This is a genomic window from Haliscomenobacter sp. (genome assembly GCF_040403615.1).
GTDB lineage: Bacteria > Bacteroidota > Bacteroidia > Chitinophagales > Saprospiraceae > Haliscomenobacter.
Window position 1 is genome coordinate 1 of sequence record NZ_JBBAKG010000091.1, and the last position, 23,322, is coordinate 23,322.

Below are 23,322 nucleotides of genomic sequence, written 5' to 3' on the forward strand. Positions count from 1 at the left end.
TACCTGGAAATAGACATTGCATAAAGAAGCTGAATTGATTAAAAGTATTCGGGAGCCAACTGAGGTAGCTAAGGCTCCATCAATTTTAAAAATAAACAATGAATTGGGATTGCCTTGTCCATCCAGCGTAAGGTCTCCATTGATTGTTGAAGCGGCGCCCAGGCAGTAAACATTTGGCAGGAGCGTTTGCCCAGCTCCCATGGTTGTGCCAATGACACTGCCACAAGTTATCGGGCTGATGCTGCCGTAAGCAAGATCCACATCGGTTGCCGCTTGTGCGGAAACAGCGTCGGCAGCATGACTACTTCCGATGATTGTGGCTCCGGTCAAGTTGAAAGCACCTACATTCGTACCAATATCGCCAGTTATGGTTGTTAGGCCACTGTTGTTGAATGCACCAACTGCGGTAAAAAGTGCGAAATTTGAAGCCACACCCAGATTTGGAGCTTGGCCAAAACCCAGGAGTGGAATTAAGAACAACACCATAGCTGTTAATGCTTTGAGTAGTCTTTTTTTCATTTTATGAGATATTACAGCGTTGAGAAAAATATATCAAAATTAGCCTTAACCTTACGAGGAACATTACACAATTCCGACAAATTGTTACATGATTCCCACTTTCCAGACCACTAATTGTTTTATATTTTAAATCTATTTGTTTTCCTATCGATAAAATCATCTACAGGGAGGAAATAAAAAGAGGCCTTTCCATTTCAATGAATAAGCCCCACTGTATGCAAGTAGCAATAAAAAACAAAGGCCGTTCCCCAGAAATATGGAAAACGGCCTTGTATGATTTTCAAGTACGATAGACTTATTTCATTACCACCACCATTTTCTTGGTAGCCGTAAAGTCCTTGGTTTTCAGCGTATAGTACAATACACCAGGCGTACGAAGTTGTTCTTGAGTCAGTACAGGGTCGATTGGTTAGAAAAAACCAATACAATCTCTCCTGCCCTAAATTTTCTTCACCACATATATATAGGTAGGAAAATGATCGCTGTAGCCGGCGGTATAGGTCGTCCCCACGTAAGTTCGGAGTGGGTAGCCTTTAAATTGCCCGCTTTGTTGGGTCATGTACGCGGGATTGTGTACCCGGAATTGAAAAAATTGATACCCACTCAATTTGGACGATATCCAGGCCGGAGACAAGATAATCTGGTCAAACAAGCTCCAAGCATCGCGGTAGGCCAGGGTGCCGAGTCCTTTTTTGTACAAAGCATAGCTCGGATTGAAGGTGTCTCCTTTTTGCACTTCTTCCTTGTCTTTTTTACCGCGCAACACCATTTTTACACTTGTATTCACCGGGTCGTCGTTGAGGTCGCCCATGATGGCATACTTGGCATTGGGGTCCATTAAGAGCAGCGAATCGCAAGCTTTTTTACAGACCATCGCAGCGGCTACCCGCCAGGGATCAGAAACTTTTTCGCCACCACTGCGGGATGGCCAGTGGTTGACCAGAATGTGCAGGGGTTCACCATCAAAAATGCCACTGACCAGCAGGACATCGCGGGTAAAATTGCGCGCCTTATCTTCACCATAAATGATGACGGGCAGTTTTTTGCTGGCAGTTACTTTGAAATACTTGGGGTTGAACAATAAACCTACGTCAATGCCCCGCTCATCGGGCGAGTTGTAATGCACGATCTGATAATTGCGGCTGGCGATTTGGGGTTCTTTGACCAGGTCTTCCAGCACCTTGCGGTTTTCCACTTCCGCCACGCCAAGGATGGCCACTCCATCCGGTGTTTTTTCCACGGCCAACTCAGAGATCACCCGGGCCAGGTGGCTCATTTTTTCCTTGTACTTCTCCGCATCCCAGAGGTAGGAACCGGTGGGCAAAAAATCTTCGTCGTTGATCGTGGTGTCGTTTTCAAGGTCAAACAAGTTTTCGAGGTTGTAAAACCCAATGGCCGCAATGCGGTATTGATCCTGGGCTGCAAGTGACTGGATGCTGACCAAAATAATAATCAGGGTGCATAAAATACCTTGAAAGCCAACTGCGTTCCTCATGCGTTTTGTGGTTTGATGAGAGCAGGTCTATATATTTTCGCTTAAAACAAAAATATTTAGACATGCGCTTAGATTTTGCAAAGGAAACGCAGAATGGTGTAAATAAGGTGCAGTGCCATGTAAAATAAAGGTTAACAATCTGATTCACACAACATTTGATTGGTTATTTCCCCAATTTTGCTTTTAATTTTAGACAATTTTGCCAACAAACTATGTTTCATATGCTCATTAGAATCAATCGCTGCTTGCTCCAGTTGATCGTCTTGATGCTATTGCCCACCGCCTGGCTGGCTGCCCAGGAAGTGCAAATTAGCGGTCAGGTACTGGATGCACAAAGTGGCAAAGGGCTGGCCGGAGCCGAAATCCGACTTCCCACCCTGACTTTTTTCAGCAACGACGCAGGCGACATCGACTTCAAAGCCAACATCGGAGATTTGACCGAGGTCATCGTCACCATTTTCAAACCTGGTTTTCAGGAAAAACAAGTTGTGCTCAACCCCAAAGGCCGCAGTGGATTAAACCTGGGGGCTGTAAAACTGAACATCCTGGAAGGAAAAGATGCCCTTTCAGCCGAAGAATTTGTGCCGGTGGTTACCCTATCCGAATCTGACCTCAACAACGATGGTGAACAAAACGTATCTGGATTGCTGACTGCCTCCAATGATGTGTTCATCAGTGCGGCGTCATTTCATTTCAGCGCGGCCAATTTCCGTTTGCGGGGCTACTATGGCCAACACAACGATTTGTACTTCAATGGGGTACAAATGAACGACCTGGAAAGTGGTTTCCCCAGTTGGAGCCTGTGGAGTGGCCTCAATGACGTTGTACGCAGCAGAACCAATACGGTAGGATTGGGTCCCAATCCTTACGGTTTTGGAGATTTTGGCGGGGTTAGCGCCCTCGATGTAAGGCCTTCGCGCCAACGCCAACAACTGCGGGTGAGTCATGCCTTATCAAACCGTTCTTACAACAACCGGGTGATGGCTACTTACAACAGTGGACAATTGGCCAGCGGCTGGGCTTTTTCGGTATCGGCTTCTCGCCGTTGGGCGCAGGAAAGTTATGTGCCGGGTACATTTTACGATGCGTATTCCTATTTTTTGGGGATAGAAAAAAAATTGAATGAGCAGCATTCATTCAACTTTACCGCATTGGGTTCTCCAGTAAAAAGAGGGCGAAGTGCAGCGGCTACTGCTGAAATGTACGATTTGGCGGGCAGCAATTATTACAATCCCAACTGGGGCTACCAGCAGGGCGAAAAACGCAACGCCAGGGTACAGAATACCCATCAACCAATGGCGATTTTGCGGCACGACTGGCAGATCAACGAAAAGACCCGCCTGACTACCGCAGCGGGTTACCAGTTTGGCCGCAACGGTTCTACCGCGTTGGATTGGTACAATGCCCGCGACCCGCGACCAAATTATTACCGCAAATTGCCCAGTTACATCCAAAGCGATCAGGCCGCACAGGTGGAAGATTTGCTGCGCAACAATGAATCCCTGCGCCAGATCAACTGGGATTATTTCTATCAGGTAAACCGCAACAACCCCATCACCGTACAGGATGCGGATGGCATTGCTGGCAATACCGTAACGGGCAATCGCTCGCAGTATGTGGTGGAAGAGCGCCGTTTTGACCGCAGCCTGCTTTCGTTCAACAGCAACCTCGAAACCACGATCGGAGAAAAAATCCGCTTGTCGGGTGGCCTAAGCTACCAGCAACAGGTGGGTAAAAACTTCAAAACCCTCAACGACCTGCTGGGGGGTGATTTTTACCTGGACATTGATAAATTTGCGGAATTTGCCGACTCCAGTGGCAATGAGGAATTTTACCAAAACAACATTGAAGTACCCAATGGAGTAGTGCGCCAAGGCGACCGCTTTGGTTATGACTATGGCACCAAGCACCGCAAGATTGGTTCCTGGGCGCAAATGGAATTTTATTTGCCCAAGTTTGACTTTTTTGTGAGCGGATCGGCTACCAGCGTGTCGTTTTGGCGCAGTGGCAATCTGGCCAATGGCAAGTTTCCCGAAAATTCCAAAGGAGATTCTCCGCGTCAAAACTTCCTGGATTGGGGAGCCAAAGCCGGGGCGACTTTTAAAGTGGATGGCCGCAACTACCTGCTGCTAAATGGAGGCTATTTCAGTCAGGCCCCCTTGATGCGCAATACCTTCATTTCGCCTCGTACCCGCGATCAGGTTGTACCCAATTTAAGCAACGAAAATATACTCAGTGCAGAGGGTGGTTATATACTCAAGTCGCCTTATTTAAAAGGGCGTTTGATTGCTTATTATACAGAAATTAAAAACCAAACCCAGGTCAGTAATTTCTACCTCGACAATGCCATAACCAACTCTGATGGGTCTACCGTTGGTGGGTTTGTGAACTACGTCATGACGGGTTTAAATACGCGCTATGCCGGTCTTGAATTGGGACTGGAATGGGCATTTTCGCCAGGCTGGAAAGCTACAGGCGCCCTGGCCAAAGGGCGGTACGTATATACCTCACGCCCCAACGTGGCCGTTTACCTCGACAATGTGGCCTCCAAACTGCGTGAAGATGTGGCGTACATCAAGAACTTCTACGTAGCCAACAATCCTCAAACAGCGGGTACAATCGGTTTGAGTTACAACTCGCCCCGGTTCTGGTTTGTCAATGTCAACCTGAACTACTTCGACGATATATACATCGACATCAACCCTGATCGTCGCACTGTTGCTGCGGTTTCCTACGTCAGCAATCCTGCGTTTTCGGATCAGGTGGTTGAAAAAGGATCGCCCCTCTGGAGCCAAATCATCAACCAGGAAAAAGCCCCATCGGCCATTACCCTGGATTTCTTTGGTGGAAAGTCCTGGAAAATCAACGATGTCTTTTTGTACCTCAACGTAGGCGTCAACAATATTTTGGACAAAAAGGACTTCATCACCGGAGGCTTTGAGCAATACCGTTTTGACTACGTGGGCAAGGATGTGTCGAAGTTTCCGAGCAATTACTACTACAGTTTTGGGAGAAATTACTTTGTAAGTCTGGCTGTGCGTTTATAACCCCTTTATCCTCCTTTTTTATCAATATCAACCATATGAAAAAGTTTTCATTTTTGCTCTCGATTATTTTCATGCTCGGCTTGGGCATGGTTGCTTGTGTGGATCAACAATTTGACGAACCACCAGTAGGAGACCTTCCCAAACTGAGCGCCAATAGCACCATTGATGCATTGAAAAAACTGCATACCCTGGGCAAAACCGCTTCCAAGATCACCACTGATCTGATCATCGAAGGCGTAGTGATTGCCGATGATCGCTCGGGCAATTATTTCAAAAGCATCGTGATTCAGGATGCAACTGGCGGCATCACCGTGCGCATCAACGCCACCAACTTGTACAATGACTTTGCCATTGGTACCAAAATTGCCATCAAGTGCAAAGACCTGTACATCGGCGATTTCAATGGCGTACACCAATTGAACGGCAGCGAAACCGATGGCATCGAAGAACTGCTCATCCCCAAATACATCGTGGCTACGGCCAAAGGCCAAACGGTAACGCCAGCGGTACTGAGCATCAAAGATCTGAATGCGACCCATGTCAACACCTTGATCAAGTTGGACAATGTAGAATTTGCGCCAGCCGACACCAACCAGACCTGGGCCGACGCGGTAAAACTGCTCTCGGTCAACCGTAACCTGCAAGATTGCAGCGGAGGCGCCATCATCGTACGCAGCAGTGGTTTTGCGGATTTTGCTAACGCAAAAACACCTGGAAAGAATGGTTCAGTGACGGGGGTATACACCGTGTTTGGTTCCACCAAACAATTTACCATCCGCGATTTGACCGATGTGGCGCTCACCAAAGTGCGTTGTGCCGGAACTGTACCCGTTGGGGGCAGCGGAACACCGATCAGCATTACCGAATTGCGGGCTTTGTACAAAGGCACTACCCTGAGCATCCCCGCCGATCGCAAGATCAAAGGTGTGGTGATTTCAGACAAAAGCGCCGTCAATACTGATCCGCGCAACGTGGTGATTCAGCAGGGTGATGCTGGTGTGGTGGTACGTTTCAAAAGTGACCATGCCTTCAATCTGGGTCAGGAAATTGAAGTAACCGTTTCGGGCCAGGAGCTTTCTGAATTCAACGGTTTGCTGCAAATCAACAACATTGACAACTCTTTGGCCAAATTGATTGGCACAGGGGTATTGCCTACGCCACGCGTGGCCAGTGCAGCACAGATTGTTGCCAATCTAGAAAAATGGGAATCTACGCTGGTGAAGGTCATCAAAGGCAGTTTCAGCGCTGCGGGTACCTACAGCGGTTCCAAAACCTTGACCGATTCTACTGGCCAGGTGGTGGTGTTTACCCGCAGCCAGGCTACGTTTTCTGGTTCAGCATTGCCAGTAGGCAAAACACTTGATCTGGTAGCGGTGGTGTCTCAATTTAACACCACCCAGTTGATCATGCGCAACCTGAATGACGTAAGCGTCACTGGCGGAGGCGTGGTGAATACCAATAACCTCTTGGATGAATCCTTTACCAGCGGTACAGCCAACGCAGCGGTGGCCCTCACCGGCTGGGTAAACAAAGCGGTAAAAGGTACGCGTACCTGGTTGACCAAAACTTTTTCTGGCAACGCTTTTGCCGAAGCAACGGCTTTCCAAAGCGCTGATGCTGAAAACGAAATGTGGTTGATCACCCCCGGAATCAAAGGGGCAGACGCCAAAACCTTGACCTTTGAAAGTGCCCAGGCATTTTACAAGCACGATGGACTGACGGTTTATTTGTCGACCGATTTCAACGGAACCGACATCGGCAATGCAACCTGGAAAAAACTGACTTTCAAAATGCCAAGTGCCGCGGATGCCAATTACGATTGGGTGCAATCGGGCAGCATCGATGTGAGTGGTTACAGCGGAAATATTTTCATTGGTTTCCAGTTGAAGGGCGACAAGACCACCAATACGACGACTTTCCGTTTGGATAACGTGAAGGTGACGAAGTAAGGGGCAATAATTACACACAGAATAATGTGAATAATAAACGCCCATTAGGCAATAGCAGCTTCGCTGTTGTATTTTTTCCACCAACTTAGGCACTTCAGGCACCTAAGATTCACCTAAGTTAAATGTCATTTTTTCTTAGGTGAATCTTAGGTATCTCCGGTGTCTGAGGTGGTGAAAAATCAAGTCAGCGAAGCTGCAAACTGCGTTACGTGAGCAACTAATTGACATTTCCAGCCTCCCACCTGAAACCAGAGCACCCTCAAAGATGTTTATCTTCTTTTCACCAACTTGAACACCTCCCTGAGTGTCGGCAGCCTCCCCAACATTCGGGCGCACCATCCACAACATGAAATTACTTTTCCGCTACTTCGTACCCTATCGTTGGCTCGTTTTGCTGGTATTGCTACTGGCTAGCATCAACATCGGATTTTCCCTGATTGACCCCATCATTTTTGGAAAGTTGGTCACGCTGGCTTCCAACCATCAAGCATCGCCCACACCGCCGGGTGCTTTCAATTGGCACCGTTTCCTATTCATCTGGGAGAACACCGTTGACATGGCGGGGAAAAACATCATGCTTTATGGCCTGTTCTGGCTGGTCACTGGCTCCATTTCAGTGGCTATGGTGAGCCGCATCGCCAAGGCTTTTCAGGATTACTTCCTCAACCTCATCACCCAGAAATTCGGGGCCACCATTTTCACCGATGGTTTGCAGCACGCCATGAGGCTGCCTTATCAAGAATTTGAAGACCAGCGCAGTGGGGAGACCCTGGGCATCCTCCAAAAGGTGCGCACCGATACGGAGAAGTTCATTTCCACCTTCATCAATGTCTTGTTTCCGGTCCTCGTAGGCATTGTTTTCGTGGCGGTATATGCGTTCAACAAGCACTGGAGCCTGCCCGTCATCTACTTTGGGGGCATTTTCTTGCTCACCTGGGTGTCCAACCTGCTGAGCAAAAAAGTGAAGGCCATCCAGAAGATTATTGTCAAACAAACCACCTCCTTGGCGGGCGCCACCACCGAGTCGTTGCGCAACATCGAGCTGATGAAAAGCCTGGGGCTGACCGAACAAGAGGTCGAGCGCCTCAACAAAAACACCTTCAACATCCTCAAGCTGGAACTCACCAAGGTGAAGCGCATCCGCAGCATCAGTTTTGTGCAGGGCACCTTTGTCAATACCCTGCGGCAGTTGATTATGTTTATGCTGATGTGGCTGGTGTTCAAGGGTCGATTGGATCCGGGTGAAATCGTGACCATGCAGATTTTTTCGTTTTTCATTTTCGGGCCTTTGCAGGAAATTGGCAACATCATCCTCAGCTACCGGGAAGCAGAAGCATCGCTCAACAACTTTGAAACCCTGATGCAAAAGCAACCCGAGCCCGAACCCCTGCACCCCAAACACCTCGGCGACATCGAAACCCTGGAGTTTCGGCACGTGGGTTTCCGGCACCAGTCGGCCCAGCAACACGCCCTCAACGACATCAGTTTTCAGGTAAAAACCGGCGAAACCATTGCCTTTGTTGGCCCCAGTGGCAGCGGCAAAACCACCTTGATGAAACTCCTCGTTGGCCTGTACCGCCCACAGAGCGGCAGCATCCTCTACAACGGCCTCGACGAGCAATCGATCCACTTTGATGACCTGCGCCGCCAAATCGGCTTCGTCACCCAGGATACCCAACTTTTCTCTGGTACCATCCGGGAAAACCTGCTCTTTGTGAACCCCACTGCCACTGAAGCTGACCTAGAACGGGCGCTTACCAAAGCCTCCTGCAACACCTTGCTGGCCCGTGCCGAAAAGGGGCTCGATACCACCATCGGCGAAGGTGGCCTCAAACTCTCTGGGGGTGAAAAACAGCGCATCTCCATCGCCCGCGCCTTACTGCGCATCCCCAAGCTCCTTTTGTTCGACGAAGCCACCTCTGCCCTCGACTCCCTTACCGAGGAGGAAATCACCGATACCATCCGGGAAATCAGCGCCGAAGGCCGCCAGATTACCCTGCTCATCGCCCACCGCCTTAGCACCATCCTGCACGCCGACCGCATCTACGTGTTGGAAAAAGGGGACATTGTGGAAACGGGATCTCATGAGGAATTGCTGGCTGAGAAAGGCCTGTACTATGCGATGTGGCGCCAACAGATTGGGGAACGGAAGGAGAAGGTGTTGTCGATGGGTTAAAAATGCTCCAAATCAAGTTCCCATGTCCCCAATACTCCTCATCGATGGCCAATTTCTCATCGAAAAAAGAGCGGCTCAAAGTGGGTTCGAGATGAGCAATTGGACGTATGTGATCCTTCCTGTCATCTCTACCGAATACAAAGCACGTGGAGGCACCATCAGGGTACGCGGGTTCATTGATTCCTACGAACTCAAGCAATACAATCTGCTTCCCATGAATGATGAGCGGATGTTTTTACCGCTGAATGCTGCTGTCCGTAAAAAAATCGGCAAAAAAGAGGGAGACTTCGTACAGGTTGTGTTGTACTACGATCCTTCACCAGTGGTGATTCCTGAGGATATTTTGGCTTGTTTGCTGGATGCCCCCTTGGCGCGCCAGTTTTTTTTATCGCTATCCGAAAGCAACCAGAAATATTACCTTGATTGGATTGATGAAGCCAAAAAAATCGAAACGAAAGTAGAAAGAATACAAAAAGCCATTGAACGTTTGGAAAGTGGCTTGAAATTTTACGATTGGGTTAAAGAAGAATAATACGCTATTGGCCGACAGTAATAGTACTTTCAGCGAACAACATACTCCTGAAATGGGTATTCAATGTTCTATACCTACTTAACAAAAAACCGTGAAAATGAACTTCCTCTCAACTTCTCAACACTCCACTTTTTTGAGCAGCCTCTGTCTGATGCTGTTGAGCATGATCAGCACAAGCAGTTTTGCACAGCCAAATATTGCCCTCAGCCCGGTGATTACTACAGGACTCAGTGCCCCCATGCAACTTGTAAATGCCGGAGACGGCAGCAAACGGGTTTTCATCGTGCAAAAAGCAGGCGGCGTCAGGGTCCACGATTCCACGTTTCAATTCCTTGCCACTTTTGTTACCGTTCCCAATATCACCAGCAGCGGTGAAAGGGGTTTGTTGAGCATGGCCTTTCATCCAAACTATAAGAGCAACGGCTTTTTTTTCTTGTATTACACCAATGCAGCGGGTGATCTGGAAATATCCAGGTATAGAGTAAGTGCCAACGACGCCAATGTTGCCGATCCGGCTTCAAGAGTAATCGTCATCACCATTCCACATCCTGTTTACAACAACCACAATGGCGGTGAGCTGCATTTTGGCAAGGATGGCTTTCTCTATCTGTCTACTGGAGATGGTGGCAGTGGTGGCGACCCCAATGCCAATGGCCAAAACACCAATGCATTGTTGGGGAAAATTTTGCGCTTCAATGTCAATACCTCGCTGACTCCCCCTTATTACACCGTTCCAACCGGAAATCCTTTTGGCAATGAGGTATTCGTTCTGGGCTTGCGCAACCCCTATCGCTGGAGTTTTGATCGTCAAACCGGCGACATGTGGATCGGCGATGTGGGCCAGGATGCCTGGGAAGAAATCAATTTCCGCGCCGCCAATGCCCTCAATGGTGCCAATTTTGGCTGGCGTTGCTACGAGGGCAATGTTACTTACAATACCAACAATTGTAGCTCGGCTCCAAGCTATATTTTCCCGGTTCATGCCTATAGAACACAAGACCCTGCGGCCAGCATCACGGGAGGCGTAGTATACCGGGGCAAAGAATTTCCTACGCTGCAAGGCTGTTACATCTCTGCCGATTTCTTTTCTGGCATTTTTTACAAAATCATCCCCAATGGTTCCGGCGGCTGGACAGTGGGCACCCAAACCCTCTCTCCTACAGGAATAGTTGATTTTGGAGAAACCGAAAATGGCGAGGTGTACGCGGTTTCCAATACCCGCAACGGGGTGTACCGCATTACTCCGGTAGGAACCACTCCAACCAATTCCATACAGGAAGGCAAGGCCCTGGCCAGTATTTATCCTTCTCTGATCAGCGACGGCAAGGTGCAAGTTGAACTGCACCAGCTTTCCTCATACCAATACTTTGAATTGATCGACCTGGGTGGGCGCGTGGTTTTCAAAACCGATTTGTCCAAACAAATAGGCTCGCGTACCATCTCGCTGACCCCAAATCTGGCAACGGGTGTGTATGTGGCGAAGGTAAGCAGTGGATTGGGGGTGAGCGTTCAGAAGGTGTATATTCAGTAATCATGTGATTGACCAACTCACATTACGCAGTAAACGCTGTATTTGGGTCTTTTCAAACAAAAGTTTCTACGAATGAGCTGAGTAGTTGAACCGCTATTTTCCGCATTGCTATAACTATTTCAGGTTAGGCGAATATTTTGATACTGCGTAAAATTGATATCAACAACTTAGGCTTTACAACCTTCTTTGACACTCTCGTATCCTTAGTGAAATCGACAACGATGACCGTTTTAAAGTTTCTAAGTACCCTGAGCCTGATTTTTTTGACGACCTGTTCTTCCAAGGACGAAATCCAAAAGGAAAATAAATTACAATTACAATTCAAACAATACTCGACGTTTGTAAATGATACCTTCTATATTGATGTTCAGCTTCCTCAGGGTTATTATGACCACCCAAAACGGAAATATCCGACTTTGTTTTTCATTGATGGTAATTTTTTCTTTCCTATGATGTCCGCGATCATCGATCAGTATGAAACCGCTGGACTCATGGTACCTGCGATTGTAGTAGGGATAGGGTACAAATCTCTCAAAACAATGGACTCTTTGCGGGTTAGAGACTACCTGTATCCTCAAGCTTTACCCTCAGACGAATTAGAAGCTAGTGGCGGTGCGCAAAATTTCTACAATTACCTAACCCAGGAGTTGATCCCTGAAATCGATAAAAATTACCGCAATGAACAAAACAATCGCTCCCTGCTGGGACATTCGTTCGGTGGGTATTTTGTATTGTACAGTATGTTGAAACAACTTGGCCAACCCACCGAGGTTTTTAAGCATTTTATCTCGGCTAGCCCTACGCTGTGGTACCACAATTTTTATTTGAATCAAATTCCAGCACAACTCGCCAAATATCACCCGTCTAACCTAACCTTATTGATGAGTGTAGGAGGAAAAGAAGATTCCACCTGGTCTGTTAAACCCTTACAAAATCTGGAAATAGCCATACAAAATCAGCGCATCAAGGGACTGGAATTCAGTAGCCGGGTGTACAACCATTTGGATCATATGGATGTAGCCATTCCAACTTTTACGCAAGGGCTTAGGGCATGGATGAAAACACAAGAGGATTAAGCGCCTTGTGTTTTTGAAGTTTATGCGTTAACAACCTATCATCACTGGCACGGGTGCGTTAACCCTATTATCTTTGCGCTTGGCTATTGAAAAATAAGCGTGACTCAACATTCATATTCATGTCCACACTTAAAATTTACACCTTAATTGCTCTGGCCATCTTGTGCCAATCTCTTTGTGCACAAGACAAAGCAGTTGTGATTCCTTTTAAGCTAACCGCGTACAACAACATCTCTGTACAAGCCATTTTGAACGGAATGGATACCGTCAATTTAATGTTTCACACCGCCGCATCTTCCGTTACCTTGACCGAAGAAGCTACCCGAAAAATCAAAAGCCTTAAGTTTAATTCATCCACAGATGGAATCAAAAGTTGGGGAGGAACGGACAATTCGGCCAGGCTCAGTGAAAACAATGTTCTGCGAATAGGAGATTTGGAGTTTAACAGCGTGTCGATTTGGGAAAACAAATACTCAGGTCAGGAAACCGATGGCAAGTTTGGAATTGACCTATTCAAAGACAAAGTGATTGCATTGAACTTTGATGAAAAGACTCTAACAATTTCTTCTGATTTACCAAAACGCCTCAGGAAATATGAAAGACTGAACCTGAAATTTGAAAATGACCTGATGGTTGTAGAGGCCAATTGCACAATTGATGGTGCTGTTATTGGCAATTGGTTTCTGATTCATTCCGGCTATTCAGGAGGGCTTCTTTTTGACGACGAGTTTGTAAAAGACCATCAAATTGGTAAAAAATTGAAAATAACCGGAGAAAAAGAGTTGAAAGATTCTTACGGCAACGTGCTAAAAACCATGAAGGCCATTTTACCCAGTTTCAAAATAGGTAGAGAAAAACTAACAGATGTCCCGGTTGGCTTTTTTGAAGGTGCACTCGGAAGACAAAAAATGAGCATTATGGGAGGAGATATTTTAAAGCGATTCAACGTGGTTTTTGATGCCAAAAGAGCATTTATTTATTTGAAAAAAAACAAGTTAAAAAAAGAAAAGTATGCAAAAACATAGGCTCCACCAGTTTGGCACAGCCTATGTAGTGGGGCAAAAAGCTATCCATTATTTCTTCGCCGTCTGACTCGGCCGCACTTCAATTTTACTAGGCAAAGTCCGGGGGTTCATCTTGAGCAGATCCACCACCATTTGACCGAGGTCTTCGGGCTGGATTTTCCAGGCATCGGCGGCACTTGGTTCGTGATTGTTGAAATGGGTAGCCACCGAACCTGGCATGATGGTAGAGCACTTAATGCCGGCATCCCGCAAGTCTAGCATGACCGCCTGGGTGAAGCCAACCAGACCAAATTTACTGGCATTGTAGGCAGATGCCGTGGGGAAGAAATTGGTACCCGCCAAGCTGGCGATGCTGATGAAATACCCCTTGGCATTCGTTAGGGCGTCAACCGCTGCTTTGAGGCTATAAAACACCCCGGTCAGGTTGGTATCAATGGTTTCATGCCATTGCGCTGGGGTTAGTTCCGTAATGGGCGCAAAATGCCCCACTCCGGCATTGGCGACGAGCACATCCAGGCGACCAAAGGCTTCCAGGGTTTTGGCTACTGCTTGTTGCTGTGCCTCAAAATCACGTACGTCGGCAGCAATGCCAAGCACCTTACCTGGTCCGATTTTGGAGAGTTCCAGCGCCGTAGCGTCTGCATCTTCCTGGCGGCGGCTGGTGAAGGCCACATTTACGCCTTCTTTCAGCAGGCTGGCGGCGATGCCGTAGCCAATGCCTTTGCTGCCCCCAGTGATGAGGGCGGTCATTTCGTTGAGTTTGTTCATATTGATAAGAACGCTGGAGGAAAAAAATGGTTGAACCTATTCACACACCAAAAATTCAAAGATAGTCATCTTGTGATGTATTCATCCTTAGTGACGAGGCCTGATTAAACCAAAAAAAGCATGAATAAGCCATCTCTATTACATAAAACCGTGTCTTGCCTGGTTGCAGGCTTAACCCTTTCGGCTTTATGGCTGAGTTTAGGAAACAGCGGAACGATTCCTTGGCTGCCGCCTGTGTTCATTTTTTCACTCGTTGGTCTATCAATGATTTCATCTGTGACATATCCTTTCATTTGGCAATACAGAGAAAGTAAAGAACCAACAAATTCAATAAAAACATCAGGGTTTATCTATTCAATCATCCGATACAGCGTAGCTTTTAATTTGTGCAGGTTCGGTTGGATTAAATTATTTGGGTTACAATTTATTGTCCCAGAGTCAATTGCTTCTCAACCTATGAATCAAGTGTCAGGAGAATGGTTGACCTGGTTTTATTTCGGGCATTCATTCACTTTTGGCCTTATAGTAGCAATCATTCAAATCGGAGGGGCTTACCTACTGGTATTTAGAAAGACCGTTTTGTTGGGATCAATAGTACTTTTTTCTTTTATGCTTAATTTGACCTTGATCAATATTTTCTATCAGATGAATTTAGGGGCATTGCTACAATCCATCATCCTGACGTTCGGGGTGCTGTTTCTCATGCTTTTAGATTTCAAAAAACTTGTTGATTTTTTTCTAAAGGCAAAGTCTGGCCTACCGGGCATAAATTGGTCAAATAATTTGACAAAAAACCTTGTTCGATTTTCCGTAATCATTCTACCTTTACTCTATACGATTTACTTAAAATCGCTAATGAAATAGGCAAAATTGCTAAATTTAAGGAGAAGATCATAGTATCATACCAGCACATGCAAAAAAATGTATTCCTGATGCTCAGCATGATTTTTGGCTTCAGTACACTGAGCGCGCAAAAAATACCTTTTGTCCTGGGGCATATTGACACTCTCCATTCTACAATTTTGGGTGAAAACCGGGTATTGAACATCTACCTTCCACCAGGCTATTCGCCCGATTCAGTGGCTACCTATCCGGTCATTTACCTCCTGGACGGGGGTGCCGATGAAGATTTCATCCACATCGCTGGGTTGGTGCAATTTTCGAGTTTTCCCTGGGTGGAGCATTTACCACCATCCATTTTGGTCGGCATCGCCAACGTCAACCGCAGGCGGGATTTTACTTACCCCGCAGTGGCAGGTTATCAATTGCCCGATTTTGCGGCGGCCTATAAAGATACCTACCGCGTAGCTGGCGGCTCCGCAAAGTTTATGGCGTTTATCGAACAGGAATTGCAGCCCTATGTGAATCGGGAGTACAAAACCAATGGCCAGAAGATGCTGATCGGGCAGTCTTTGGCCGGTTTATTTGCCGTTGAAGTATTGCTCAAAAAGCCGCAGCTATTCAACGATTACATCATCATGAGTCCGAGTTTGTGGTGGGACAATGAATCGCTGCTGACTCAAAATCCAGTTGCTCCGCTTCCTGATACGAGTGTGTACCTGGCCGTAGGCAAGGAAGGCAAACGCATGGTGGGTGACGCCAAAAAACTGGCGCATTTGCTCAAACCAGCATACCCAAACGGACAGGTTTTATTTGAATACCTGCTTCGGGAGGATCATGGCACGATACTGCATCCGGCGGTGGGGAACGCATTTAGGTGGTGGTCTCAGAAAAGCTGATGATTTTTCATTTGCAATTTTCCTGTATCTTTGATCAACAAATAGCAACTCGTTCACTATGGCCAAAAGACTTCCGCTTGGAATTCAGGATTTTCGGAAAATTATTGAAAACGATTTCAAATACATCGACAAAACGGAGTACGTCTACAAAATGACGGCCAATCCGGGTGCCTATTTTTTATCTCGTCCGCGCCGTTTTGGAAAGTCAATTACGGTTGCCTTATTGCATGAGTTGTACAGTGGCAGCAAAGAACTGTTTAAAGGCTTATGGATTGAAGACAAATGGGATTGGAGCCGCAAACATCCGGTGATTCGGATTTCTTTTACCAGCATTGGTTTTGTAGAAAGTGGTTTGGCCCTTGCCATGAACGATATGCTGGACTGGAATAAAATCAAGAGTCCGATTGTGATAGTTGGCTACAATGATAACCGACAAAGTGATTACTGACTCAACAGACAAAGTATGAATTGTAAAAATTGCCAAACAGAAGTAAATCTAAACTACTGCCCTGAGTGCGGGCAACCTGTTAGTCTAAACCGGATTAATGGACATTACGTCATTCACGAAATTGTAGAGGTACTAATCTGTGAGAAAGGAATTTTGTATACCATCCGAGAATTATTGACAAGACCAGGAGAAAATATTAGACATTTTTTGACTGAAAACAGAAGCCGACTTGTTAAGCCAATTATTTTCATTCTTGTTACATCACTACTTTATACACTTGTAAATCACTTTTTTCATATCGAGGAGGGTTATGTGCAATTTGACTTAGGTACAAAATCATCAATTGGTATTATTTTTAAATGGATTCAACACGATTATGGTTATGCAAATATTATTATGGGTATATTTATTGCCATTTGGATAAAAATATTTTTCAGAAAATATGATTATAATTTTTATGAAATTCTAATTCTACTTTGTTTTGTTATGGGGATAGCTATGCTAATTTTTACTTTTTTTGCACTATTTCAAGGTTTGACAAAAATTAACTTAATGCAAATTGCAGGTTTTTTAGGGGTAGCATATTGCACTTGGGCTATTGGACAATTTTTTGACAAAAAAAAGCCTGTAAACTTTGTCAAAGCATTTGCTTCTTACATGTTAGGGTTAATAACATTTACGTTAACAGCAATTCTTTTAGGAACATTAATTGACTTGATGATAAAACATTAAAAAAACGCAAAAATCCAAATTTAATGGCTTTACGCAAAGCAGGTAATCTGGACAGCATTGCAGGCAATGCTTATGTCATGAATGAAAAGGGAGGAATGTTAGTTGTAGTAGTACTATTGTTATAACCAAGCTAAAAAAAACTTGCACCCAATTGAAATTTTGAATATCATTACAAATAATTAGTAATTAAATAAAAAAATATGAAAATGTTGAAATATTTAATTTTACTGGTTTCTTTCTTCAACTTGACAAGCTGTGACAAGCAAGACAATAAAATAACTATTAATCCGGTTGTAGAAACATATATTAAATTATTAAAATCAAATCAATATGATTCCTTAAATCTTCCATCATTAACCTACAAAGACATTCCCGCCTTACTTCAATATAGGAATGAACCCCATTGTTTTGTGTGATTTGTCACCAAAAGTGTACCACCAATAATCACCAAAAGTGCACCACTATAAATTGTTAAATTCTCTGTTGCAAAACCAGAGTAACAATGTATAGTACAGTACCAATTTTTCCGAATGGATTGTTGTGAATTATGGAAGATATTGCAGCGGAAAAAGCTCAGATTTACTCAAAACACAATCCAACACCATGAAACTCGAACACCGCAGCCAAAAAGTAGCCTCCCTCCCCCACTTCTTCTACCGGGTTGGCCGCTATGGGTTATATGCCTTTGCGCTGATTGTACTTTCACTGGGCATTGGTGTTATTGGCTACCACATCATTGGACAGATCAGTTGGTTGGACAGTTTTTACATGTCCTCCATGATCCTCACCGGAATGGGGCCAGTAGCCGAGATGCCCATGCAATCTACCGCAGCAAAACTCTTTTCTTCCTTTTATGCCCTTTACAGCGGGGTGGTATTCCTAAGCACTTCCGCCGTTTTTTTTGCGCCCATTATCCACCGGGTATTGCATATTTTGCAGGTGGAAGACGATGTTTAAGCTATCAGCCTTCAGCGGTCAGCTATCAGCCTTCAGCAGGTTGTTCTCTGGATTGTAGAGATTCAGCTTTCAGCTAACGCAAAACCTGCTGATTGCTGAAAGCTGATTGCTAAAAGCTGATAGCTGACGGCTAAAAGCTAAAGAAGTACGTCATTCACAGGGCTCAATTTTTCAGGCAAATTGCCCTCTGCCAATAACTCTTTGATGTCAATTTCAATATTGCGGCAAATGGCAGCGATCGGGATGTCGTTGACTGCATTGTCAAAAGGATTTTCTGAAAATTCGCCGATCTGCTCCATCGTGAAAAACACCCAGGAAATCAGCATCGAAAACGGGATGGTCAACCAAGCGCCCCAATCGGCCAGCGCACTCAAATCCTTGAGCAAACCAAAAGGCAAAAGGTAGATAAACAGCACCACAAACACCCGGCTGAAAATGCTGTATTGTCGAAACAGCGGCGTGCTTTTGAGTCGCTCGCAGCCCCCTTGCAGGTTGAACAGCTCGTTGATGTGCTTCATCAGGTCGCTGTGTTCGTATTCATCGAGGTGTTTTTCGCGTTTCAAACGGGTCAAATCCAACATTTGCAATTTCAGGATGCCCGATGCCACGTTGTTTTTGACCCGCAGCGTTTCGTAGTAATCGCCTTTGCCATTTGCCTCCAGAATTTGTTTCAAACCTTGATCAAACTCCTGCAATTCTTCGCGTTCGCCCCGAAAACTCTGGTGCAGGTTTTCTCTGCTGGTTGCCCAGGGAATGGTTTTGCGCAACTGCAAACGCAGGATATTCAGGTAAGCAATGTGCCGATAAAGGAGTTCCTTCACCACAACCTTATCTTCAACCAAGGCAATCAATTGCGCGGCAAAGTTACGGCTGGTATTGGTCAACCCACCCCAAAGCTTGCGTGCTTCCCAGAGGCGGTCATAAGCCTGGTTGTTTTTGAAACCGATGAAAAAGGCTACCGCTGTACCAATGGTTCCTATGGGTAAAAATGGTATGCCGACAAACTTAAAACCAAAAACCTTGTACAATACCGCTGCCACGGTACTGATAATCAGGGTTCTGAACAGGTTTTTGCGGGCAAAATGCCACAAGAGATTGAAAGTGAATACTTTTCCGGTGTACATGTCTATCGCTTTTCGGGTACAAGATGATTAGGAACGATGAAGAAATAAATGACACCTTTAAACGCAGCTATTTTGTGCTTAGTCGACTATCTTTTGAGGCGAATAGCAAGCCTATTTAACGAAAAAGATAGAATGAATAAGCATAAAAGAGCAAAGTGAAAAGGTGGTAGTTATTTCTTCATCGTTCCTTATGTTTGGCAAAATAGAAAATGCTTGTTACATTCAAGTCAGGAAAAAACAATCCAATGCGGAATCAGTATAAAAAAACGACACAGGCAATTGCGGTTGCCTCTCTTTTGCTTTTGGGCAACCGGAGCTTCGGACAAACCTTGAGCAAAGAGCAAATGATCCAGCGCGCTACTGCCCTGGAGCTCAAAACCGAATACAAAGTCCCTCCAGGCGACGCCCTCGCGCACCACACCTCCGGCTACGCCAAGGTCATTTGCTCGGCGGTATTCATTACAGGACTACAGCCCGATTTTGCGGCAGAAAACATTGGCTACTTCTCCAGCCCATACGCCGAACGTGCCAAAGTAAGCAAACCAGTGGTGGATTACGTCAACAAATCTGTCTCCATCCAGCTTCCCAACGGGATGAAACGCACTGCTATTTACGTTGGTGATCAGGGTTGCGTTTGTCTGCCACTCGGGGTTGACACCTTATTTTATAAACCCAGCAAAGTGCCCCGCAACTTGCCCGACGCCGCCTCCACACCCTGGCCAATGGGCGATTTGCTGACTCAAAAGTCTTTACCCGCCGAAATCAATTCCGCCAAAATAGCTCAAGCAGTAGAAGCTGCATTTGAGCCCGCCGAAGCCCAAACCACCGCTTTTGTGGTGACTTACAAAGGCCAGATTATCGCCGAACGCTACGGCCCGGGCATCAACAAGGATACGCCGTTGGAAAGCTGGTCGATGGGCAAAAGCCTGACCGCAACGCTCTTGGGTACGCTCATCAAAAGAGGCGTGTACAAACTGAATCAGGCCGCCCCCATCCCCGAATGGCAAAGCAAAGGTGATCCACGCGGCAAAATCAAAATCATGGACATCCTGCACATGTCCAGCGGACTGCGTTGCCGGGCGCCCCAGGATCCCGATTACAACCCGGCCCTGGGTTATCCCGATCACTTGTATTTGTACACCGGAGGGGTCAATTCCTTTCAATACGCGGCCAACTTGCCCCAACAATGGTTGCCCAACACGGTAGGCCGCTACCGCAACTGCGATCCGGTGCTGGCCAATTACCTGGTACGCCTTGGGGTTGAAAAGTTGGGCGAAGTGTACCCTACCTACCCGCAAAAGGCCTTGTTTGACAAAATTGGTGTACGTACCATGATCATGGAAACAGATCCTTTTGGCAATTTTTTGACCCAGGGTTATGAGTTCGCTTCTGGCAGAGATTGGGCGCGACTCGGCAATTTGTACCTGCAAGATGGCGTCTGGAACGGCGAGCGGATTTTGCCCAAAGGCTTCGCCAAATTTGTCAGTACCCTCGCGCCAGCCTGGGTGGCCGAAGGACGACCCATTTACGGTGGTTTTTTCTGGATCAACGGCGATGGCGCTCGCCCCATTCCCAAAGAAGCCTACATGATGCTGGGCGCAGGCGGTCAGTCCACCACCATCATTCCTTCTCATGACCTGGTAATCGTGCGCCTCGGCAATTACAAAGGAGCCAGCGCCGGAGACAAGGCCCTGAACAATGCCTACCGCTTGCTGATGGAGGCCGTACCGGGTAAATAAATCCCATTAGTAACGGTAATTGCTCGAAACATTGCTCTAACCCAAAATATTCACAGCAATGCGAAAAAGGCCTTATTGAAATCCCGATTTTACATCAAGGCAAAAAGTAACAAATATTCAAAATAACTTACTTATACTCAATGAAAACCAACATTCTCTTTCTATTGATTACCTGCGCATTGTGCACTCAAATCAATGCGCAAACCACCGTCACCAAACGCCCCATTGGCCCCAATGACGTATTCCGCCTCGCCAACCTCAGCAGCCCCAAGGTTTCGCCCGACGGCGCCTGGGTAGCCTACGTTTTATCCACCGTAGACAGCACCAAAAACAAGCGCAATTCCGATCTCTGGATGACCAGTTGGGATGGTACCCAAAGCATTCAACTCACCAGCAGTCCGGATGGCGAATCGCAACCCCGCTGGAGCCCCGATGGCAAATACCTGTCGTTTGTATCAGCACGTCAGGGCGCTACCTCCGCCCAGATCTGGCTCATGGATCGGCGAGGTGGCGAAGGCAAACAACTGACTACGCTGAAAGCAGACCTGCAAGATTATGTATGGTCGCCTGACGGCAAAAAAATTGCCCTGGTCATCCAGTCTACCGACAGCACCGGGATTCCCAAATCCAAACAGCAGCAGCCTTATGTGCTGGATCGTTACCATTTCAAGCAGGACATAGAAGGTTATTTGCAAAAAAAGCGCTCGCATTTGTACGTTTTTGATGTAAGCACCAAAAAACTGGATACCCTTACGCAAGGCGACTTTGAGGAAAGTGATCCGGCCTGGTCGCCCGATGGCAAATACCTGGCTTTTGTGAGCAACCGCACGCCCGAGCCCGACAAAAACGAAAATTCCGACCTCTGGGTTATGGAAGCCAAGCCCAAAGCGGCAATCAAGCAACTGACCACCTGGACGGGCAGCGAATCATCGCCTATCTGGAGTCCTGATGGTAGCCAAATCGCCTATTTGCGCTCAAGTTCACCAACTTATACCATTTACGACCACAGCATCTTGTCCGTAGTTTCGAAAGATGGTGGAGAGCCGATACTCTTATCCAGTGCCTTGGATCGCCCAGTGAGCACACCCCGCTGGACCAAAGACGGTCAATCCATTGCCGTTTTGGTGAGCGACGACCGCCAGCGGTACGTAGCGCAATACCAGGTAAAAACAAAAGCGCTGAGCAAGGTAGTCAGCGGCAACCGCAGCTTTAATGCCCTTGAAGCCCATCCCAATGGCACTTGGGTCAGTCTGGTGAGTGAGCCGCAATTGCCCGCCGAAGTTTTCGCCATTGAAAACGGCAGCACCCGCCGCCTGACCAAACATCAGGACGAGTTTTTGGCACCGCTGATTTTGGCCTCCGTGGAGGGTTTTGTTTCCACCAGCAAAGACGGCACTAAAGTATCCAGCTTGTTGTTCAAACCTTCCAAAGCAGTAGCTGGTCAAAAACTGCCCACCATTCTCTTCATCCACGGTGGCCCAACAGCGCAGGACGAATGGGGCTTTGACCTAAGCCGTCAAATCCTGGCCCAGGCTGGCTATGCCGTGGCAGGCATCAACTACCGCGGCAGCAATGGCCGAGGGCTCGCTTTTTGCAACGCTATCTCTGCCGATTGGGGCAACAAGGAAGTGATCGACATCCTGGGCGCAGCGGATTACCTGGTGCAAGCCGGAATTGCTGACCCCAACAAAATGGGCATTGGTGGCTGGAGCTACGGGGGCATTCTGACCAATTACACCATCGCTTCGGATACGCGGTTCAAAGCAGCTGCCAGCGGCGCGGGTTCTGCGCAGGTTATGGCTTTGTATGGCGTAGACCAGTATATTTTGCAATACGAAAATGAATTGGGTGCGCCCTGGAAAAATGTAGACAAGTACCTGAAGCTCTCCTACCCTTTCCTGCAAATGGACAAGATCAAAACACCAACGTTGTTTTTGGTGGGCGAAAAAGACTTCAACGTGCCCTCGATAGGCAGCGAGCAAATGTACCAGGGCTTGCGTAGCCTGGGCGTACCGACTCAACTGATCATTTATCCAGGGCAATTCCACGGCATCACCGTACCGAGTTTTCAGAAGGATCGCTTTGAGCGGTATATTGGGTGGTTTGATCAATATTTGAAGAAATAGGGGATGCTAGTTTAATTTAAGCCTCATAACGCAAGCAGCTTCGCTGTTTTTTTTCTACCACCTAAGGCACTTTAGGTACCTAAGGCTCACTTAAGAATTACATTTAGTATTTCTAAGGTGAATCTTAGGTGTCTCAGGTCTTTCGATTAATCAAAGATTTAAATATTGACTCATAGCACTCATTTTAACTTAAGAGTAAGCAAAATCCAGACAACCAATGAAAAAAATTATCCACTTCGCATTATTTTTCATCCTGTGCTTGAATTTCAGCACACTGTTTTCTCAAAACATCCAATGCAAATTGCAGGGCAAAATTATCGGACGAGATTCAAAGTACCT

The 23,322-nt window shown here is 46.6% G+C and carries 19 protein-coding genes; 15 read left to right on the forward strand and 4 right to left on the reverse strand.

Annotation, left to right across the window (positions count from 1 at the left end; translation table 11 throughout):
- Positions 1-519: ice-binding family protein (locus tag ABW391_RS22525; protein ID WP_353484151.1), on the reverse strand; the 519-nt coding region annotated here is incomplete at its 3' end.
- A gap of 439 nt (positions 520-958) precedes the next feature.
- Entirely contained in the window at positions 959-2,014 is a 1,056-nt protein-coding gene (locus ABW391_RS22530) for an endonuclease/exonuclease/phosphatase family protein (RefSeq protein WP_353484152.1), read from the reverse strand.
- A 221-nt stretch (positions 2,015-2,235) separates the two neighbouring features.
- Here ABW391_RS22530 and ABW391_RS22535 point away from each other — a divergent pair, with 221 nt between their 5' ends.
- The 7 genes from ABW391_RS22535 (at position 2,236) to ABW391_RS22565 (ending at position 13,350) form a co-directional block, all read left to right on the forward strand.
- Positions 2,236-5,061, forward strand: coding sequence for a TonB-dependent receptor (locus ABW391_RS22535; protein WP_353484153.1), 2,826 nt, complete (start codon positions 2,236-2,238; stop codon positions 5,059-5,061).
- Positions 5,062-5,096: 35 nt separating this feature from the next.
- The gene (locus ABW391_RS22540; RefSeq protein ID WP_353484154.1) at positions 5,097-7,010 is read left to right on the forward strand and encodes a DUF5689 domain-containing protein; all 1,914 of its coding nucleotides are present in this window, start codon (positions 5,097-5,099) and stop codon (positions 7,008-7,010) included.
- A 346-nt stretch (positions 7,011-7,356) separates the two neighbouring features.
- Positions 7,357-9,186, forward strand: a complete 1,830-nt coding sequence (locus ABW391_RS22545; protein WP_353484155.1) for an ABC transporter ATP-binding protein — start codon at positions 7,357-7,359, stop codon at positions 9,184-9,186.
- 22 nt (positions 9,187-9,208) lie between these two features.
- A complete protein-coding gene (locus tag ABW391_RS22550) occupies positions 9,209-9,718 on the forward strand; it encodes a YdeI/OmpD-associated family protein (protein WP_353484156.1) in 510 nt (169 codons plus the stop codon).
- 97 nt (positions 9,719-9,815) lie between these two features.
- Positions 9,816-11,249 carry a PQQ-dependent sugar dehydrogenase gene (locus tag ABW391_RS22555; protein ID WP_353484157.1) on the forward strand — a complete coding sequence of 478 codons (1,434 nt, stop codon included), beginning with the start codon at positions 9,816-9,818 and terminating at the stop codon, positions 11,247-11,249.
- A gap of 221 nt (positions 11,250-11,470) precedes the next feature.
- Entirely contained in the window at positions 11,471-12,325 is an 855-nt protein-coding gene (locus ABW391_RS22560; protein ID WP_353484158.1) for an alpha/beta hydrolase, read from the forward strand.
- 119 nt (positions 12,326-12,444) lie between these two features.
- Positions 12,445-13,350 (forward strand): aspartyl protease family protein, encoded by a 906-nt coding sequence (locus tag ABW391_RS22565; protein ID WP_353484159.1) that lies wholly within the window; start codon positions 12,445-12,447, stop codon positions 13,348-13,350.
- Positions 13,351-13,398: 48 nt separating this feature from the next.
- On the opposite strand, the gene ABW391_RS22570 is transcribed toward ABW391_RS22565, so the two are convergent.
- Entirely contained in the window at positions 13,399-14,118 is a 720-nt protein-coding gene (locus ABW391_RS22570; protein WP_353484160.1) for an SDR family oxidoreductase, read from the reverse strand.
- A 120-nt stretch (positions 14,119-14,238) separates the two neighbouring features.
- Between ABW391_RS22570 and ABW391_RS22575 the strand changes: the two genes are divergently transcribed.
- The 6 genes from ABW391_RS22575 to ABW391_RS22595 all read left to right on the forward strand — a co-directional run bounded on the left by ABW391_RS22575 (position 14,239) and on the right by ABW391_RS22595 (position 17,994).
- Positions 14,239-14,982 (forward strand): hypothetical protein, encoded by a 744-nt coding sequence (locus tag ABW391_RS22575; RefSeq protein ID WP_353484161.1) that lies wholly within the window; start codon positions 14,239-14,241, stop codon positions 14,980-14,982.
- Positions 14,983-15,050: 68 nt separating this feature from the next.
- Complete coding sequence (locus ABW391_RS22580; protein WP_353484162.1) at positions 15,051-15,857, forward strand: alpha/beta hydrolase; 807 nt, start codon at positions 15,051-15,053, stop codon at positions 15,855-15,857.
- 58 nt (positions 15,858-15,915) lie between these two features.
- Positions 15,916-16,305: an AAA family ATPase gene (locus ABW391_RS22585; RefSeq protein WP_353484163.1), complete on the forward strand. Its 390-nt coding sequence runs from the start codon at positions 15,916-15,918 to the stop codon at positions 16,303-16,305.
- Between the two features lie 15 nt (positions 16,306-16,320).
- Positions 16,321-17,037, forward strand: a complete 717-nt coding sequence (locus ABW391_RS22590; RefSeq protein WP_353484164.1) for a DUF3667 domain-containing protein — start codon at positions 16,321-16,323, stop codon at positions 17,035-17,037.
- 206 nt (positions 17,038-17,243) lie between these two features.
- Complete coding sequence (locus tag ABW391_RS29625) at positions 17,244-17,453, forward strand: DUF4943 family protein (RefSeq protein ID WP_502916344.1); 210 nt, start codon at positions 17,244-17,246, stop codon at positions 17,451-17,453.
- A gap of 187 nt (positions 17,454-17,640) precedes the next feature.
- A complete protein-coding gene (locus ABW391_RS22595; protein WP_353484165.1) occupies positions 17,641-17,994 on the forward strand; it encodes a hypothetical protein in 354 nt (117 codons plus the stop codon).
- Between the two features lie 137 nt (positions 17,995-18,131).
- Here the strand turns inward: ABW391_RS22595 and ABW391_RS22600 are convergent, their stop codons facing one another.
- Positions 18,132-19,118, reverse strand: a complete 987-nt coding sequence (locus tag ABW391_RS22600) for a bestrophin family protein (RefSeq protein WP_353484166.1) — start codon at positions 19,116-19,118, stop codon at positions 18,132-18,134.
- A 245-nt stretch (positions 19,119-19,363) separates the two neighbouring features.
- On the opposite strand from ABW391_RS22600, the gene ABW391_RS22605 reads away from it, so the two are divergent.
- Together ABW391_RS22605 and ABW391_RS22610 are read left to right on the forward strand one after the other, a co-directional pair.
- A complete protein-coding gene (locus ABW391_RS22605; protein WP_353484167.1) occupies positions 19,364-20,857 on the forward strand; it encodes a serine hydrolase domain-containing protein in 1,494 nt (497 codons plus the stop codon).
- Positions 20,858-20,997: 140 nt separating this feature from the next.
- Positions 20,998-22,983, forward strand: a complete 1,986-nt coding sequence (locus ABW391_RS22610) for a S9 family peptidase (RefSeq protein ID WP_353484168.1) — start codon at positions 20,998-21,000, stop codon at positions 22,981-22,983.
- The last annotated feature ends 339 nt before the right edge of the window (positions 22,984-23,322 follow it).

What these genes read in the sequence shown, in the direction of transcription:
- ABW391_RS22530 (WP_353484152.1), bottom strand. Translation starts at nt 2,014, where the DNA reads ATGAGGAACGCAGTTGGCTTTCAAGGTATTTTATGCACCCTGATTATT.
- ABW391_RS22535 (WP_353484153.1), top strand. Translation starts at nt 2,236, where the DNA reads ATGCTCATTAGAATCAATCGCTGCTTGCTCCAGTTGATCGTCTTGATG.
- ABW391_RS22540 (WP_353484154.1), top strand. Translation starts at nt 5,097, where the DNA reads ATGAAAAAGTTTTCATTTTTGCTCTCGATTATTTTCATGCTCGGCTTG.
- ABW391_RS22545 (WP_353484155.1), top strand. Translation starts at nt 7,357, where the DNA reads ATGAAATTACTTTTCCGCTACTTCGTACCCTATCGTTGGCTCGTTTTG.
- ABW391_RS22550 (WP_353484156.1), top strand. Translation starts at nt 9,209, where the DNA reads ATGTCCCCAATACTCCTCATCGATGGCCAATTTCTCATCGAAAAAAGA.
- ABW391_RS22555 (WP_353484157.1), top strand. Translation starts at nt 9,816, where the DNA reads ATGAACTTCCTCTCAACTTCTCAACACTCCACTTTTTTGAGCAGCCTC.
- ABW391_RS22560 (WP_353484158.1), top strand. Translation starts at nt 11,471, where the DNA reads ATGACCGTTTTAAAGTTTCTAAGTACCCTGAGCCTGATTTTTTTGACG.
- ABW391_RS22565 (WP_353484159.1), top strand. Translation starts at nt 12,445, where the DNA reads ATGTCCACACTTAAAATTTACACCTTAATTGCTCTGGCCATCTTGTGC.
- ABW391_RS22570 (WP_353484160.1), bottom strand. Translation starts at nt 14,118, where the DNA reads ATGAACAAACTCAACGAAATGACCGCCCTCATCACTGGGGGCAGCAAA.
- ABW391_RS22575 (WP_353484161.1), top strand. Translation starts at nt 14,239, where the DNA reads ATGAATAAGCCATCTCTATTACATAAAACCGTGTCTTGCCTGGTTGCA.
- ABW391_RS22580 (WP_353484162.1), top strand. Translation starts at nt 15,051, where the DNA reads ATGCTCAGCATGATTTTTGGCTTCAGTACACTGAGCGCGCAAAAAATA.
- ABW391_RS22585 (WP_353484163.1), top strand. Translation starts at nt 15,916, where the DNA reads ATGGCCAAAAGACTTCCGCTTGGAATTCAGGATTTTCGGAAAATTATT.
- ABW391_RS22590 (WP_353484164.1), top strand. Translation starts at nt 16,321, where the DNA reads ATGAATTGTAAAAATTGCCAAACAGAAGTAAATCTAAACTACTGCCCT.
- ABW391_RS29625 (WP_502916344.1), top strand. Translation starts at nt 17,244, where the DNA reads ATGTTGAAATATTTAATTTTACTGGTTTCTTTCTTCAACTTGACAAGC.
- ABW391_RS22595 (WP_353484165.1), top strand. Translation starts at nt 17,641, where the DNA reads ATGAAACTCGAACACCGCAGCCAAAAAGTAGCCTCCCTCCCCCACTTC.
- ABW391_RS22600 (WP_353484166.1), bottom strand. Translation starts at nt 19,118, where the DNA reads ATGTACACCGGAAAAGTATTCACTTTCAATCTCTTGTGGCATTTTGCC.
- ABW391_RS22605 (WP_353484167.1), top strand. Translation starts at nt 19,364, where the DNA reads ATGCGGAATCAGTATAAAAAAACGACACAGGCAATTGCGGTTGCCTCT.
- ABW391_RS22610 (WP_353484168.1), top strand. Translation starts at nt 20,998, where the DNA reads ATGAAAACCAACATTCTCTTTCTATTGATTACCTGCGCATTGTGCACT.